Raw genomic sequence first — 17,675 nt, 5'->3', positions numbered from 1 at the left:
GAAAGCATAAGAGCTGTTCCTGTATCATTAAATCCTAAGACAGAAATAATTAATCCTAAACTTGCAACTACTGTTCCTCCAGGAACTCCTGGAGCTGCTATTGCAAAAATTCCAAGTAATGCAATAAATACAATCATATTTGCATTTGATGGAACTTGTCCTGTTAAAATTTGTGAAACTGTCATAACAAAAAATACTTCTGTTAAAACTGAACCGCAAAGATGTGTGTTAGCACAAAGTGGAATTACAAAATCTCTTATTTTTGGATCTAATGTTTTTGATTTTCTAGCACATTTTAAGGCAACTGAAAGGGTTGCTGCTGATGACATTGTTCCTAAGGCTGTAAGGTAAGCTGGTAAATAATGACCAAAAACTTCTTTTGGATTTGTTTTTGAGAAAAGTCCTCCCAAAGAATATAAAAGTGTCATCCAAATAAAATGTCCAACTATTACTATTAAAATTATTTTCAAAAATACAGGCAATTCTTGTAAAACTACTCCTTCATAAGCTAAAACTGCAAAAGTTGAAGCTATATAAAAAGGTAGCATATTAATTACGACAACGTCTACGATTTTTAAAACAATATTATTAAGTTCCAACAATAAATTTTCCCATGTTTTTGATTTGGTAAGGATAACTGCTATACCAAAAATAATTGATGTTACAAGAGCTGTCATAACTGGCATTATTGGATCTATTGATAATTTAAAAATAGATTCTGGAATTTCTTTTGCTCCTGCCACATTTGATGCAATATTTAAATGAGGAATAATAGCTTTTCCAGCCAAAAAACTAAATGTTCCTGCACCAATTGATGAAAGGTAGCAAATCAATAAAGTTGCAGTTAGAATTTTTCCTGCATTTTCTTTTAGTGAAACAATAGCAGGTGTAACAAAACCTAGGATAATCAAAGGAACAATATATCCAATCAAATCTCCAAGGATTGTTTTTATAGAACTAACTACTAAAATTGCAGATTCATTAGCAATTTGTCCAATAATAATTCCTACAATAATTCCCATCACTAGCTTAAAAACTAATGAATTGAAAAAGCTTTTCTTTTTCATTTTTCATACCTCTTTCATTTATTTTAATAATATTCTACATTAATTCGACAAAATTACAATGCCATAATAGTCTTTTATTGTAATAAATTATATTAATCATAAAGTTTTGCTTGGCTTAAATACATTTTTTTATAAAGTCCATCATCTTTCATTAGCTTTTCATGATTCCCATTTTCTGTAATTTTTTTATTATCACAAACAATAATCCTATCAGCATATTTTGTTGATGAAAGCCTGTGAGAAATAAAAAGTGAAGTTTGCCCTTTTGAAATATCCAGCATTTTTTCAAAAATTTCTTGTTCACTTCTTGGATCAAGAGCACTTGTTGGCTCATCCATTATAAAAAATTTCCCCTCATGGACCATTGATCTTGATAGAGCAAGTTTTTGTCCAATTCCACCAGAAGGCTCGACAGAATTTTTTGAAAAAAGGAAAGTTAAGAATGTATCTTCTTTATTTACTAGCTTGTCTATCCAAGATTTCAAATTTAAAAGATAAAAAGATTCATCCATTTTTTCTCTTTGATAATTTGTAATATCATCTAATAAATTTGCTGAAATATTTTCAGATATTCTAAAAGGAAATAATCTAAAATCTTGAAAAGTTGGGGAGAGGATTTTGTAATATGTTTTTGTATCAATATCATTTATATTAATCCCATTCAAATAAATATTTCCGCTTGTAGGCTTATAAAATTTACACAAAAGTTTTACAATTGTAGATTTTCCAGCACCATTTTTCCCCACAAGAGCTACGGTTTCTCCATTTTTAATTTCAAAAGAGCAATTTTCCAAAATATTTTCCTTAGATTTTGGATATTTAAAGCATACATTATCAAATTTAATAGTGATTTTTTCTGTGTTTATTTTTTTGATTTTTCCTTCATCAAAATTTTCTTCTTTTTGATTTAAAAAATCAAATAAACTTTGTAGTTGCTCATTAAAGGCAATTACTTGGGCATAATTTTTTTGTATTTCCTTGCTTGCATTTATTAAACTTATTAATGAGTTAAAATATAAAGTAAAATCTGCAAGGCTTATAGCTTTTTCTATAAGCTTAACTACAAGAAAAAACAAAGATCCAAGTATAGAAAAATTAGAAAATACATTCATTAGACCAACATAAATTCCATTTTTTGTATAATATGCGCTGGAATTTTTGACCAATTTTTGGTGAAAAATTTCAGATTTTTTTAAAATAAAATTTTCTCCATTATAAATTTTTATATCTTTAAAATATCTATGGTCTTGAGAAAAATTTATAAAAAATCTGTAAGCCCTTAGTTTTGGTATATCATTTTTTTGATAGTCTAATTCATTTTTCTTTATTAATTTTACAATTTTTTTATTTAAAAGTATTAAAATAAGTACCACAAGTACAACAAAAACAGACAAGTTCATAAGAACTATTAAAGAAAAAATACCTGTAATTGTAGAGTTTATTGTTATTGCAAATAAATCATATATTTTAAAAATTTCGAAAATAGCATAATGAGCTTTTTCCATTTCATCTTGAACTGTTTTACTATCCGATTTTTCTACTGGTAGCTTAATGGCCTTTTCGCTTAATTTAAAAGTATAGACATCAAAAAAAGATTCAAAAGATTCTGTGAGCAAATTTGCATTTAACTTATTAACTAATCCCCTAATCAAATCAAAAATTAAAACTAAAAAAGCAATTATAAAAATTATTTTTAATCTTTTTTGTCCGTATATTTCATCAATTATTAATTTTGGTGCAATAATAGAAAAAAGAGGAAGTATTCCCATAAGAAGAGAAAATATTACAAATTTTTTGATGAAATTTTTGTGTATTTCATTTATTTTTTTTAATAATTTTAAAATATTTTTCATACTTCCTCCTTATAATTTTTTGCTTGAAGATTGTATAAATCTTTGTAATCAGAATCATTTCTCATAAGTTCTTCATGACTTCCTGTAGATTTTATTTCCCCATCTTTTAGATAGACTATCCTGTTACAAAATTTTGTCGATGCAAGTCGATGAGAGATGAAAATTGAAGATTTATCTTTAATCAAATCATTGTACAAAGTGTATAATTCTCTTTCTGCAAGAGCGTCAAGTTGAGCAGTGGGTTCGTCTAAAATTAAAAGTTTTGAAGAATTTTTCTCAATACTTCTTGCCAAATATAATTTTTGCTTTTGTCCACCAGAAAGATCAACTCCATCATCATCTAAAATTCTAAGCAGAGTTTGATCATCTTTTTTGTCATAAGATTCTATAATTTTATTTAAATGAGTAAGCCCATAAGTTTTTTCTAGATTTTTATTAGAATCATTTAATAAAATATTTTCTTTAATAGAAAATGGAAAAATTTGAGAATCTTGAAAGACAGCTGAAACCAAGCTATTATAATCATAATTCAGATTTTTAAAATTTTCTCCATTAATAAAAATTTCCCCATCATAAGATTTATAAAAACCTGCTAGAATAAGAGCAAGAGTAGATTTTCCAGCTCCATTTTCTCCGACTAAGGCTATTGATTCATTATTGTTTATGGTTAAATTTATATTTTTTAGAACGTATTTGTCTGAATTTGGATATTTAAATGATAAATTTATTAAGTCGATTTTTAAATTTTTTGGTAAATTATTATTTTCAAAAGATTTTTGATAAGGATTTATAATTTTAAAAAACGGTTTAAATCTTGTAAGATTATCAAAAAAATCATTGAAGATCCACATAAACAAATTGTTAAAATTAACAAAGGCTAAAATCGCTGTAAAATAAACATAAAAATCTCCAAGGTCAAGCTTTCCGCTCATAAGATTTTTAATAAGCCAATACATAATAAGAGCATCTCTAATAAAATTAATTAGTCTTACAAGGCTATAAATTTTAAAGGTTTTTTTATCTGTTCTAACTAGATAGGCTATTCTATCTTGGTTGGTTTTTTTGTAAAAACTTTTAAAGACATTTATAAAATCAAAAATAAGTATATCTTGTTTTGATAAGGGAGATCTTAGCTCGTTGTTTAATTTTGTAAATTTATTGTAGTTTTCGTTTTGGTCATTCCAAAATTTAGAAAATTCTCTAGGAATTTTATTTGCAATATAAGTTGAAATTATTGTCAAAATAATTATCAAAAATAAAATGATTCCGCCAATTTTTAAAAAAATCCACAAAAATCCTGCGATAGAAGTTAGGGATGCTAAAAATTCTGGCAAAGTCATCATTACAGCACCTGCTCCTAAATATGGACTGTCGACAGCCTTATTTGCACTATTTATTTTTTCAGATTCAGATTTTTTCATTTTTTCTTCATAGGGAAGGTAGAGGGCATATTTTGTTACCATATTCATATATTTATATCTGATATTATTCATTTTCATACGGTAAGTACCCATGATAAAAGATTCAAAAAAACTTATAATCGTTGATAGGACTAATAATAAAATAAAAAAGCCTAACATAAAATCAAGTCCATTTTGATAATTTTTCAATATGTAGGCAGGCGAAATAATCCATATAAATGGTTTTAAGCCGATAAATATGGAGTAAAGTACGATTAATAAATACATGCTTGGCTCATACTTAGCCATTGATTTAAAAATATATTTTAATTCTTTCATAAAAAGCCTAAACGGCATCCTCCTTGTTGTAGTAAGTCAAGGAGCTTTTCCTCACTTACAAGTTACAAATTTCCTCTTTATTTTTAATATTATTGTTCATTTTTCTTCTCCTTTCTTTAAAGCTAATTTAATATTAGCAATTTAATTTAATGAAGTCAAAAAAAGATGGTAAAAACCATCTCAATTTTCTAATATTTCTATTGCACATTTTAAACCATCAAGAGCTGATGAAATTATTCCGCCAGCATAACCTGCACCTTCTCCTATTGGTCTTAGATTTTTAAATTTAAAAGTTGAATAATTTTTATTTCTCTCAATCCTAATAGGACAAGAAGTTCTTGTTTCAACTCCTGTTAGAATTGCATCATCATCGGAGAAAGCTTTCATTTTTTTTGAAAAATCAATTAGGGCAAGTTTTATAGCCTCATTTATTTTTTCTGGATAAATTTTATTTAAATCAGCAAACTTATAAGATGGTTTGTATGTTGGCTTAATTTTTCCCAAATCTTTTGAAACTACTCCATTAATATAATCACAAACTTTTTGCACAGGAGCGGTAAAATTTCCTCCACCAAGCATATAAGCTTTTTCTTCTATTTCTCTTTGAAATTTAATACCACTAAGATTATCATCTCCCAAAATTTCTGGTCCAATAGCACAAACAACAGCAGAATTTGAATTGTAATTTCCCCTGTCATGATAGCTCATTCCATTTACACAAAGACGATTTTCTTCACTTGATGCAGGAACAACGTATCCACCTGGGCACATACAAAAAGTATAAACAGAAATATTTTTCTTTTTATCAAAATATTTAAGGGCGTAGGAAGCCTGTGGAAGTCTATCATCAATAATTTTATATTGGCTAAAATTAATATCTTTTTGCAAATGCTCAATTCTAAATCCAACTGCAAAATTCTTTTGATTAATGTCAATATATTTATCTAACATTATAAAAGTATCGCGGGAAGAATTGCCCAAGGCAAGCACATATTCGTCGGCTTGGTATTCATTTTTATTTGTAATAAGAGATTTTATTTTACCATTTTCAATATTTAAATCTGTAAAAACTTCATTAAAATGAAAACCTCCGCCCATTTCAATAATTTTTTTCCTAATATTTATTATAACTTTTCTTAAAAGATCTGTTCCAACATGTGGCATTTGGGTGTATAAAATATCTTCTGGTGCTCCATTTTCAACCAAAATTCTAAAAATTTCCCTAGATCTTTTATCCTTTGACCTTGAAGTAAGTTTTCCATCAGAAAATGTTCCAGCACCTCCTTCGCCAAATTGAATATTTGATTCGGGATCTAATTTCAAATTTTTAATAAAATTATCGATAGTTTTTACCCTATCTTCAATTTTTTCTCCTCTTTCAATAATAGTAACTTTAACACCATTTTTACAAAGAGCGTATGCACAAAAAAGTCCACTGGGACCAGATCCAACAATGACAGCAGAATTTATTTTATTTTTATTTTCTAAAACTAAATCCTCTTCAACAAATTCCCCAATATCATTTTTTAATTTTTTCCTAGTTTTTTTATCAATATCACAATCAATCAAAACTTGATAAACATAAAAAATACCACGCCTTGCATCGATTGACTTTTTATAAATTTTAAAAGAATCAATTTTTCTATTAATTTTTTCTTCAATAGCCTTTTTTAAATTTTCATCATTATCCAAATCGTATGGAATTTTAATATTTCTAATTATATACATAAGACATCCTTTCTTACTAATTTTAACAGATTTTCCATGTTAAATAAATTTAAAATCATATATAATTAATTAGGAGGAACTTATGAAAGTTAGTTTAGTTGAAAATAAATTAGAAAAAGAAAATATTTCATCCTACATATTAAATGATTTAAATTTATGGTTTGAAGATGAGGATGCTGTAAAAAATTATATAGAAAAATCTAAAGATTATATTTTTTTCAAAGCAAGTGAAAATGGAAAAAATTTTGGTTTTATCGTTTATAAAGAAACTTCGGATTATACTATTGAAATATTTGTAATGGGAGTTTTGAAAAAATATCATAGAGAAAATATAGGAAGAAATTTATTTGAAAAATCTATTGAAATTTTAAAAAAGTATAATTATGAATTTGTCCAAGTAAAAACTTTAAAAGAAGGAATAGACGATGGATATGATAAAACAAATAAATTTTATCAAGCTTTGGGATTTAGAAAATTTGAGGTAATTGAAGAAATTTGGTCAAAAGAAAATCCTTGCCAAATTTATGTGAAAAGTATTAATTGAATTAAAAATGTTTTTAAATTTGAAAAGAAAAAATGAACTATTTTAATATATTTATTAATTTTATCGTAAATTTACTTAAAATATTTTTTATGATATAATTTTACTAAATCATAGAACTTTAATACAACTTAGTATTATTGTATTAAATTAAAAAGGAGAGAATATGTTAGAAAAAATTAGTAATTTTATAGGGCCTATAAATGAAATTCTTTATTATCCGATATTAATAATTTTGTTGCTTTTGATAGGTCTTTATTTTACATTTAGGACTAAATTTTTACAAGTTAGATTATTGAAAGAATCAATTAATGTTGTAATGGAAAAACCTGAAGAAGAAGGAGCCGTTTCATCTTTTCAAGCTTTGATGGTTTCTACTGCATCTAGAGTTGGTTCTGGAAATATTGTAGGAATTTCTACAGCAATTTGCCTTGGAGGTTATGGTGCAGTTTTTTGGATGTGGATTGTTGCGATAATTGGTGGAGCAAGTGCTTTTATTGAATCTACTCTTGCACAAATATATAAAAAAAGAGATGAAAATAATAAATCTTACGGTGGACCTGCTTATTATATTGAACAAGGTTTAAAATCTAGAACGCTTGGAATTATTTTTGCTATTAGTTTGATTTTGACTTATGCAATTGGTTTTAATATGCTTGCATCTTTTAATCTTCAAACTTCTTTTATTGCTTATGATTTTTATGATCCAAATAAAACTCCATTTATTATTGGATTAATTCTTGCAATCATTACTGGAATTTGTATTTTTGGTGGTGGGGATAGAATAATTAAATTCACATCAACTTTAGTTCCTTTTATGGGAATTATTTATATTTTGGTGGCTATTATTATGATAGTTGTAAATATTTCTTATATTCCAACTGTTTTTTCAAATATTTTTAAGGATGCTTTTAATTTTAGAGCAATTTTTGCAGGACTTGCATCTTCTTCAATGATGTATGGAATAAAAAGAGGGCTTTATTCAAACGAAGCTGGTATTGGTTCAGCACCAAATGCTGCTGCAAGCGCAAATATTTCTCATCCTGTAAAACAAGGATTAGTTCAAATGCTTTCAGTTTTTATTGATACGCTTTTAATTTGTTCAGCTACAGCTTTTATGTGTCTTTCTTCTGGAATTGAACCAAGCGAGGCTTTAAGTGGAGCTCCTTATGTTCAAGAAAGTCTTTCAACTTTGTTGGGTAGCTTTGGAAATTATTTTATTTCTTTTTCCTTAGCTTTATTTACCTTTACAACCTTGATTGGAAATTTATTTTATGTAGATAGTAACCTTGCTTATATAAATAAAAAAACACCATCAAAAATTTTTATGATAATTTTTAGATTGTTTGCAGTAATTGTAATTTTATTGGGAGCTATGAGTAAAGTTAAACTTGCTTGGGATATTTCTGATTTGTTGATGGGAATAATGGCTTTAATAAATTTACCTTCAATTCTAATTTTATCTAAAAAAGCAATTGATTGTTTAAAAGATTATGAAAAGCAAAAAAGAAGTGGAAAAAATCCAATATTTAAAGCAAAAGATATTGGTATGAAAGAAAAACTTGATTATTGGAATTAATTACAAAAAAATAAATAAATTTTAACCATTAGCTTGTTAAAGATTGTTGCAATTTGACAAAACAACTCAATAATGGTAGTATTCATAGTGCAATTGAACAAGCGTGATAGAGGTGCGGAAAACATTAGTAAAATATTTTTTTGGGAATCGAAAATATTTGAAAGGGTAATCCACCGAGGGATTTTGAGTCTGCCCAAGGCTTAAAGTTGCCGGGACGATTGGAGAATATCTGTCGTACTGCCATATTTTTATGGAGAGCTGTCGTGGTTTATAATTATTTTATATAGTTTAATATTTAAGTCATGGCATGCGTCATGACTTTTTTTGCAATTTAAATTCGAGAGGAGTTTTAAAATGAACAAAAAAAGAAAATTACCATTACTTTTGGTAATTTCTTTAGCACCGATAATTGTTTCAATATTTATTGTAGAAAGTGGTATTGAAACTTATGCTAGTATTTGGGCGTTATTACCCCCAGTTGTGGCAATTTTAATGGCCCTTATGACAAAAGAAGTATATTCTTCTTTATTTTTGGGGATTGTAATAGGAGCAATACTAGCATCAAAAAGATCTTTGGCAAAATTTTTAGATAATATTGTTGTAAAAGGTCTAACTAATTCTATTTCACAAACTTCAGGAATTTTTATTTTCTTGATAGTTTTGGGAATTTTGGTAGTGTTAATAAATCATTCTGGAGGGTCAAAAGCATTTGGACAATGGGCTGATAAAAAGATAAAATCAAGAAAAGGCTCACAACTTGCAACATATTTTTTATGCATTATGCTTTTTATTGATGATTATTTTAATTGTTTGACATCAGGTTCTGTAATGAAACCAATTACTGATTCTCACAGAATTTCTAGAGCAAAACTTGCTTATCTTATAGATGCAACAGCAGCTCCAATTTGTATGATTGCACCAATTTCATCATGGGCTGCAGCAGTTTCTGGATATGCACAAGGCACAGGTCTTTCTGGAATTGAATTATTTATAAGGGCAATTCCTTATAATTTTTATTCTATTTTAACTTTGTTTTTTGTTATATCTCTTATTCTTTTTGGAAGAGATTATGGTCCTATGAAAGAATTTGAAGATAGGGCAATTAATGATGGAGATTTGGGAAATATAGTAGAATCAGAAGTTAGTGCAGAAGATGGTAATCCTGAAGGAAAAGTTATTGATTTAGTTTTTCCAATTTTAAGTCTTATTATAATTTCTGTTTTGTCTTTAGTTCATATTGGTGGATTTTTTGATAAATCTAGTGAATTTTATATGGATTTTGTAAATGCTTTTGCAAATACAGATTCAACAGTTGCTCTTCCAATGGGAGCAATTATAGCTTTAATTATTACGATAATTTATTTTCTGATAAGAAAAGTTATTAGTTTTGAAAAATCCATGGAAGCAATCCCAGAAGGTTTTCAATCAATGGTTCCTGCGATTTTGATTTTGACAATGGCTACAAGCTTAAAAAATATTTCAAATGATTTGTTAGGCTCAACAAAATTTGTCGGAAATCTTATGACAAATGCAGCAAGTGGACTTAGCACATTTTTGCCAGCTGTTATATTTGTCGTAGCAATTTTATTAGCATTTGCAACTGGAACAAGTTGGGGAACTTTTGGAATTTTGATTCCTATAGTAGCATCAATGTTTGATCCAACTGATCCAATATTTTTTATAGGAATTTCAGCTTGTCTATCGGGAGCGGTTTGCGGAGATCATATTTCTCCAATTTCTGATACGACAATTATGTCATCAGCAGGCGCAGGATGCGTTCACGTCGATCATGTAAGAACTCAACTTCCTTATGGAATAACTGTTGCATCAATAGCTACAGTTTCTTTTATAATAGCAGGCTTTACACAATCAGCTTTAATTTCAATAGCTTTTGGAGCGATTGTAATTTTTATTGTCATGCTATATTTAAATAAAAGTAAGAAATAATTTTGTGATTTTTGTAAAAGTATAATTACAATCGTCCTTAATTAGAATTTTATCTTAAAAATTTTTAAAAATTAAGATTTATTTCTAATTAGGGGCGATTTTTTATTTTGTAAGAGATTTTTTACTGTAATTTATTTTTTGAAAAAATTAATTAAATAATAAATTATTTTACATTAAAGATTAAGTCAAGTATAATTAGAAACTAACATAAAAAATATGGATAAAATTGATATTTAAGAAAGAGAGGATTTATGTTTTTATTAGATAACATAATTGGTATTGCAGATTTTTTGTGGAGCAATATTATTGGTTATGTTTTATTAGGAGTAGGTCTTTATTATACAATAAGATTAGGTTTTCCTCAGATAAGATATGCTAAAGATATAAAAGATGTTTTGAAGAAAAATTTAAAAAGTGATGATAATGTTTCAGGTTTTGGAGCTTTGGCTGCTGCTGTTGGTGGACAAGTAGGAACAGGTTCTTTGGTAGGAGTTGCTTCTGCTCTTGTAGCCGGTGGTCCTGGTGCGATTTTTTGGATGTGGGTTACTTCAATTTTAGGTATGGTAATCACATTTGCCGAAACAGTTTTAGGTCAAGTTTATAGGGTTAAATTATCTGATGGAACTTATAGGGGTGGTCCAGCATATTATATTAGAAATGGTTTGGGCAAAAGAGTTTTATCAATTATAACAGCATTTTTATATATAATTGGTGTAGGATTATGTATAGCCTTTATGCAAACAAATTCAATAGCAAATGGATTTAAGGATGTTATTGATTTTAATCCAATTATAGTAGGAGTGATTGTAACAATTCTTGCAGGAATAATTACTATTGGTGGAGTAAAAAGACTTACAAAAGTTACAGGATTTTTGGTCCCAATTATGGCAGCTTTTTATGTAATAATTGTTTTTATAATTATAATTACAAATATTAGTAAACTTCCTTCTGTTATTGCATTAATTTTTAAATCAGCTTTTAGTCCACAAGCAGCTGTTGGAGGAATTGTTGGTCATAGTGTAATGCAAGCTTTTAGAAATGGAGTTGCAAGAGGATTATTTTCAAACGATGCAGGTAATGGAATTGCAGGAATTATGCATTCATCAGCTGACGTTGACCATCCAGCAGAACAAGGATTTTTGGGAATGTTTGGAACCTTTGTAACAACTTGTATAATTTGTTCACTTACAGCTTTCGCTATTTTATTAACTGGTGTTTTGGGAAATGGATCTGACGGAATAAATCTTGTTCAAGATGCTTTTTCTGCACAAATCGGGGTAGTTGGAAGATGGGTTGTTGCTTTTGCTATGGCATTTTTTGGTTTTACAACATTAATTGCAGATTTGTTTTATGGAGAAGCTAATGTAATTCATATATTCAAAGAAAATTTTAAAATTCCACTTTGGATTTATAGAATTTTTGCAGCTGTTATGTTTATAGTTTCTACAAAAATGTCCCTTGATAGAGTTTGGGGGTTGATTGATGTTTTTGTAGGAATTTTGGTATTTATAAATGTAATAACATTAATGTTTTTGTTTAAATCCGTAAAAACTGTTTTAGATGATTATGAAAAACAAAAACAAGAAGGCAAAAAGCCTGTTTGGGATAAGGAAAATAATAGTCTTTATTCTGATGAGGGCGAATATAAAAATTTTAAAATATAAAATTCTAAAAATCTTAGCTTGTGCTAGGATTTTTTATTTTTCCAAAATATTAACAAATATGTTAAGTAAAATAAGCTAGAAATTTTAAAAAATATTTCATTTAAAAAATAAAATCGTATAATCAAAAAGTAAAGTTAAGTAAATGGAGGTATTTATGAATAAGTTAGGAAGAAAAGTAGTTTTGATTGGTAGTGGATTTGTAGGATCTTCTTATGCGTTTGCTTTGGTTAATTCTGGACTTGCAAGTACTCTTTCAATTATTGATATAGATAAGGATAAGGCGATTGCAGATGTTAATGATTTGATGGATGCAAGTTGTAAAATCGAATCTCCAACCTTGGTTAAGGAAGGTTCTTACGAAGATTGTAAAGATGCTGATTTGGTTGTTTTATGTTATGGAAATAGCCAAAAAAATCTTACAAATAGACTAAATGATATAAAAATTGCAACTAGGATGGTCCTTGATACAATTCCAAAAGTTATTGAAAATGGTTATGATGGAATAATTTTGCTTGCAACAAATCCGGTTGATGTTATTTCAAAAGTTGTACAAAAAGTTTCAGGTCTTCCTTATAATAAAATTGTAGGAAGTGGAACAAATCTAGATACTGCAAGATTTATCCAATATTTGGCAAAAGAAGTAACTTGTAATCCAAAAGATGTTGAAGCTTATGTAATAGGAGAGCATGGTAATTCATCAGTTGCTTTGTGGTCAAATGCAAGAATTAAGGGAATTTCTATTGATAAATTTTTAAATAATATTGAAGATGAGGATAAATTTAAAGATGAAGTTTCTGAAAAAATTAGAGACAAGGCTTTTCAAATTATAAAAGGAAAAGGTGCAACTCATTTTGGAATTGCAAATTGCTTGCTTGATTTTACAAGGGCAATTTTACTTGATGAAAAGAAAATTATAATGACATCAGCATATCTTGATGGAGAATATAACAACAAGGGTTTATACACAGGAGTTCCAGCAGTAATTGGGGCAAATGGATGTGAAAAAATTCTTGAGATGGACATTTCTAAAAAGGAACAAGAAATGTTTGATAAATCATGCAAGGATCTTGAAGAAAATTATAAACTTGCCCAAGAGGTTTTGGATGAATAAATTATATTATAAATATTTTCTTTTTGGAATTTGTGATATAATAATTTGCTTTGCTCTATATAAAATGATAAATATTTATGCTGGACTTCTTGGCTTATTTTTATCTAATATGTCCAAGGCATTTTATGAAAAATCTTTTTATAAAAGTATAGATAAGTTTAAAAAACTAGCAAAAAATTCTAATTTAAGTTATGAACAATTATCAGATATTTGTAAAATGGATGAAAATGATATAAAAATTCTCATTGGAAATGAAAATAAGGGATTTAAAGCTGAAAATATAAAAAAAGCTATTAAAAATTTAGAAAATTATTTAAATAAATAATTAGTATAGAGTCATATTATTATGGCTCTATTTTTTTGCAAAAATTTAAGCTTTATTTTACTTAATTTCTTTTTTCTAATATAATGATAATTGTAAATTAATGATCTATGGGAGCTATGTGCTGAGAGGAAGTTCGACTTCGACCATCAAACCGGACAGGATAATGCCTGCAAGGGATGAAGCATATTTATTCTCCTATAAGTAATTTTAGGAGGTTTTTTTAATTTATGAAATATAAGACACAGATGGAAGCTGCAAAACATGGTTTTGTAACTGAAGAGATGAAAATTGTTGCCAAAAAAGAAAATGTTAGCGAAGAATTTCTTTTAGAAAAAATAGCCAAAGGCGAGATTGTAATTCCTAGAAATAAAAATCACAATTCCATTTCTCCAGAAGGAATTGGCACAGGATTAAAAACAAAAATCAATGTAAATTTGGGAATTTCAAAAGACTTAAACGATCTTGATCTTGAAATGCAAAAAGTTGATATGGCACTAAAAATGGGTGCTGAATCAATTATGGATTTATCAAATTATGGTAAAACTCAAGAATTTAGAAAAAGATTAATTGAAAAATCTACAGCAATGATTGGGACTGTTCCTATGTATGATGCAGTTGGTTTTTTGGATAAGGGTTTAAGTTTTATAAAAGCAAAAGAATTTTTGGATGTTGTAAGAAACCATGCAGAAAATGGAGTTGACTTTGTTACAATTCACTGTGGAATAAATAGGGCAAATGCTGAAATTTTCATGAGAAATAGAAGGGTAAATGAAATTGTATCTCGTGGTGGTTCGCTTTTATTTGGTTGGATGAAAATGAATGATAAAGAAAATCCATTCTATGAATATTATGATGAACTTTTGGATATTTTAAGAGAATATGATGTTACTCTTTCTCTTGGAGATTCTCTAAGACCAGGTGGAATTCATGATGCAACAGATCCTGCTCAAATTGCTGAATTAATTACTCTTGGAGAGCTTACAAAAAGAGCGTGGGAGAAAGATGTTCAAGTAATAATTGAAGGACCAGGTCACGTTCCAATAAATGATATTGAAATGAACATGAAACTTGAAAAAAAATTGTGCCACAACGCACCATTTTATGTTTTGGGACCTTTGGTTTGCGATGTTGCTCCAGGATATGACCATATTACAAGTGCAATAGGAGGAGCGATTGCAGCAAGTCATGGAGCAGATTTTCTTTGCTATGTAACGCCAGCAGAACATTTAAAACTTCCAGATGTTGATGATGTAAAAGAAGGAATTATTGCGGCAAAAATTGCAGCTCATGCTGGAGATATTGCAAAATTAAAAGACGCAAGCAAATGGGATCTTGAAATGAGTAAGAGAAGACAAAAACTTGATTGGGAAGGAATGTTTGAACTTGCAATAGATCCTGAAAAATGTAGGAGATATAGAGCTTCATCAAGTCCAGAAGAAGAAAATACTTGCACCATGTGTGGGGCAATGTGCTCAGCAAGAAATATGAATTTAATTCTTGAAGGAAAAGATATAAAATTATAAAACTAAAAAAAGTGCGAAAATATTCTCGCACTTTTTTACAGTATTTTTTTAATTTCAGACAAATTTTTTACTTGGTAAGTGAAATTTTTATCTGAAATTTTTTTGTTTTCTTTATTAAAATAAATAGATTTGATTTTTGAATTTTTTGCACCAATTATGTCTGATTTTATGCTATCTCCAATCATGATTAAATCATCATTTGAAAATTTTGTAAGATCCATTATTTTTTGGAAAAATTTCTTATCTGGTTTTTCATAACCGATTTTATCTGATACAAAAATTTTATCAAAATATTTATCAAGATTTGATTTTTTTAACCTGTTTTCCTGCATTTTAAATATCCCATTGCTTGCAGTAAAAATTTTGTATTTATCCGATAAATATAATAATAAATCCTCAATTCCATCGACCATTTCAATTTCATCATATAAAAATTTTACAAATAAATCATTGAAAAGGCCTTTTTCTATATCGATATTAAAATATTTTCCCATCAAATAATCTCTTTTTATAAAAACTTCTTTTATATTAATTTCTCCTAATTTTTGCTTGGTCCATAAAATATCATTAACCCTATTAAAATAAGAAAAATCTTCTTCTTTAAATTTTATATTGAATTTTTCTAAAGTTTTTAAAAAAGAATTTTTGGAACATTTTTCAAAATCAAAAATAGTATCATCTATATCAATTAAAACTGCTTTAATCATTTTACTATTTTAAATACATACATCTCATAGCATTTAATACAGCTATAATTGTAACGCCAACATCTGCAAAAATTGCAGCCCACATTGAAGTAAGACCCAAAGCACCAAGAATTAAAACTATAATTTTTACACCGATTGAAAAATATATATTTTCTTTTACAATTCTTAGACATTTTTTTGAAACTTTTATGGCCGTTGGAATTTTTCCTGGATCATCATCCATTAAAACAACATCAGCAGCTTCAATTGCTGCATCTGAACCCATAGCTCCCATAGCAATTCCTACATCTGCTCTGGTAAGTGATGGGGCATCATTAATTCCATCTCCAACAAAGGCAATTTTTTTATTTTCATCATTTTTATTTTCTAAAATATTTTGAATAATTTGAACCTTGTCTTGAGGTAGAAGTTCACAATAATAATCGTCCAATCCTAATTCATTAGCCACATTTTCTCCAACTTTTTTGGAATCTCCTGTAAGCATTATAGTTTTATTTATATGATTATTTTTCAAATCTTTTATAGCTTTTTTGGAATTTTCTTTAATAGTATCTGAAATAACGATGTGACCTTGATATTCATTATTTATTGCAACGTGGATAATAGTTCCGATTTTTTTACAAGCTTTCCATTCTATAGAAAATTTATCCATCATTTTTGTATTTCCAACATAAACCAAATCGCCATTTACTTTTGCACTAATTCCATATCCTGAAATTTCTTTTATATCTTCGACTTTGCAATTATCTTTTTCATTTGGGTATGCCTTTCTCAAAGAATCTGCAATAGGATGAGTTGAATATCTTTCTACATGACTTGCTATATGGAGGAGTTCTTTTTCTGATAAATTTTCTGGATGAATTGCTGTTACTTCAAAAGAACCTTTTGTTAGGGTTCCGGTTTTATCAAAAATAATTTGGTCAACTTCTGACAAAACTTCCATATAATTTGAGCCTTTAACAAGAATTCCTTTTTTACTTGCTGCTCCAATTCCTGCGAAAAAAGATAGGGGAATAGAAATTACCAAAGCGCAAGGACAAGAAATTATTAAAAATATCAAGGCTCTATAAATCCAAGAAGAAAAATTTGGACTTTGACCTATTAAAAACAAAAATATTCCTGGTAAAAACGCTAAGGCTAGTGCAAGATAAACAACTACTGGTGTATAAATTCTTGCAAATTTTGTAATGAAATTTTCAGATTTTGATTTTCTTTCAGACGCATCTTCAATTAATTCTAAAACTTTTGTAACAGTAGATTCTCCAAATTCTTTTGTAGTTTTAACTTTCAACAATCCATTTAAATTAATTGAACCTGAATATATTTCTGAATCTTTTTTAACATCTTTTGGAAGAGATTCTCCAGTCAAAGCTTTTGTATCAAGAGAAGATTCTCCATCAATTACAATTCCGTCCAAAGGAACTTTTTCTCCTGGCTTTATTATAATTATTGATCCGATTTCTACTTCATCTGGATCAACTTCAATTATATTTCCATTTTCATCTTCAATATTTGCATAATCAGGAGCAATGTCCATTAAATCAGCAATAGATTTTCTACTTTTGCCAACAGCATAAGATTGAAAAAATTCGCCGATTTGATAAAAAAGCATAACAGAAACAGCCTCTACAAAATCATTGCTTTTTGTATAAATTGCAAGAATAATTGCGCCAATGGTTGCAATCGACATCAATAAAGATTCATCAAAAGCTTGTTTATTTTTAATCCCATTAAATGCCTCAAGCAAAACATCATAACCTACCAAAAGATAAGATATTAAATACAAAAAGAGATTAACAATTCTATCAAAATTTGTAAATTGAAGAATAATTAAAATCACAGCAGATAAAATAATTCTGCTTAAATTTTTCTTTTGTTTTTTACTCATAAT

At 27.9% G+C, this 17,675-nt stretch carries 13 protein-coding genes and 1 riboswitch; of the genes, 7 read left to right on the top strand and 6 right to left on the bottom strand.

Annotation, left to right across the window (positions count from 1 at the left end):
• The 4 genes from HMPREF0078_RS04820 to HMPREF0078_RS04805 all read right to left on the bottom strand — a co-directional run.
• The coding region (locus HMPREF0078_RS04820) for a cation:dicarboxylate symporter family transporter (protein ID WP_004839007.1) at positions 1-1,067 on the bottom strand (1,067 nt) is incomplete at its 3' end.
• A 92-nt stretch (positions 1,068-1,159) separates the two neighbouring features.
• Positions 1,160-2,920: an ABC transporter ATP-binding protein gene (locus HMPREF0078_RS04815; RefSeq protein WP_004839006.1), complete on the bottom strand. Its 1,761-nt coding sequence runs from the start codon at positions 2,918-2,920 to the stop codon at positions 1,160-1,162.
• On the bottom strand, positions 2,917-4,677 hold the full coding sequence (locus tag HMPREF0078_RS04810) for an ATP-binding cassette domain-containing protein (protein ID WP_004839005.1): 1,761 nt from the start codon (positions 4,675-4,677) through the stop codon (positions 2,917-2,919). The genes HMPREF0078_RS04815 and HMPREF0078_RS04810 overlap by 4 nt, the downstream gene beginning before the upstream one ends.
• A gap of 162 nt (positions 4,678-4,839) precedes the next feature.
• Positions 4,840-6,387 (bottom strand): NAD(P)/FAD-dependent oxidoreductase, encoded by a 1,548-nt coding sequence (locus HMPREF0078_RS04805; protein ID WP_004839004.1) that lies wholly within the window; start codon positions 6,385-6,387, stop codon positions 4,840-4,842.
• Positions 6,388-6,469: 82 nt separating this feature from the next.
• Here HMPREF0078_RS04805 and HMPREF0078_RS04800 point away from each other — a divergent pair, with 82 nt between their 5' ends.
• The 7 genes from HMPREF0078_RS04800 to thiC all read left to right on the top strand — a co-directional run bounded on the left by HMPREF0078_RS04800 (position 6,470) and on the right by thiC (position 15,077).
• Positions 6,470-6,931 (top strand): GNAT family N-acetyltransferase, encoded by a 462-nt coding sequence (locus tag HMPREF0078_RS04800; protein WP_004839003.1) that lies wholly within the window; start codon positions 6,470-6,472, stop codon positions 6,929-6,931.
• Positions 6,932-7,094: 163 nt separating this feature from the next.
• Positions 7,095-8,507 (top strand): alanine/glycine:cation symporter family protein, encoded by a 1,413-nt coding sequence (locus tag HMPREF0078_RS04795; RefSeq protein WP_004839002.1) that lies wholly within the window; start codon positions 7,095-7,097, stop codon positions 8,505-8,507.
• A gap of 99 nt (positions 8,508-8,606) precedes the next feature.
• A riboswitch (Lysine riboswitch) is annotated at positions 8,607-8,776 on the top strand.
• Between the two features lie 85 nt (positions 8,777-8,861).
• On the top strand, positions 8,862-10,454 hold the full coding sequence (locus tag HMPREF0078_RS04790) for a Na+/H+ antiporter NhaC family protein (RefSeq protein ID WP_004839001.1): 1,593 nt from the start codon (positions 8,862-8,864) through the stop codon (positions 10,452-10,454).
• 251 nt (positions 10,455-10,705) lie between these two features.
• Positions 10,706-12,118, top strand: a complete 1,413-nt coding sequence (locus tag HMPREF0078_RS04785) for an alanine/glycine:cation symporter family protein (protein ID WP_004839000.1) — start codon at positions 10,706-10,708, stop codon at positions 12,116-12,118.
• 154 nt (positions 12,119-12,272) lie between these two features.
• Positions 12,273-13,229: an L-lactate dehydrogenase gene (locus HMPREF0078_RS04780; RefSeq protein WP_039920522.1), complete on the top strand. Its 957-nt coding sequence runs from the start codon at positions 12,273-12,275 to the stop codon at positions 13,227-13,229.
• A complete protein-coding gene (locus HMPREF0078_RS04775; protein WP_004838998.1) occupies positions 13,222-13,554 on the top strand; it encodes a hypothetical protein in 333 nt (110 codons plus the stop codon). The genes HMPREF0078_RS04780 and HMPREF0078_RS04775 overlap by 8 nt, the downstream gene beginning before the upstream one ends.
• Before the next feature lie 227 nt (positions 13,555-13,781).
• Positions 13,782-15,077, top strand: a complete 1,296-nt coding sequence (gene thiC, locus HMPREF0078_RS04770; RefSeq protein WP_004838997.1) for a phosphomethylpyrimidine synthase ThiC — start codon at positions 13,782-13,784, stop codon at positions 15,075-15,077.
• A gap of 35 nt (positions 15,078-15,112) precedes the next feature.
• Here thiC and HMPREF0078_RS04765 read toward each other — a convergent pair whose 3' ends face one another.
• Both HMPREF0078_RS04765 and HMPREF0078_RS04760 read right to left on the bottom strand, forming a co-directional pair.
• Positions 15,113-15,784 (bottom strand): YjjG family noncanonical pyrimidine nucleotidase, encoded by a 672-nt coding sequence (locus HMPREF0078_RS04765; protein ID WP_004838996.1) that lies wholly within the window; start codon positions 15,782-15,784, stop codon positions 15,113-15,115.
• Positions 15,785-15,788: 4 nt separating this feature from the next.
• Positions 15,789-17,672, bottom strand: coding sequence for a heavy metal translocating P-type ATPase (locus HMPREF0078_RS04760; protein ID WP_004838995.1), 1,884 nt, complete (start codon positions 17,670-17,672; stop codon positions 15,789-15,791).
• Between the last annotated feature and the right edge of the window lie 3 nt (positions 17,673-17,675).

The sequence above is a fragment of the Anaerococcus vaginalis ATCC 51170 genome (assembly GCF_000163295.1).
Classification (GTDB): domain Bacteria; phylum Bacillota; class Clostridia; order Tissierellales; family Peptoniphilaceae; genus Anaerococcus; species Anaerococcus vaginalis.
This window is presented reverse-complemented; position numbering and strand designations above follow the sequence as displayed.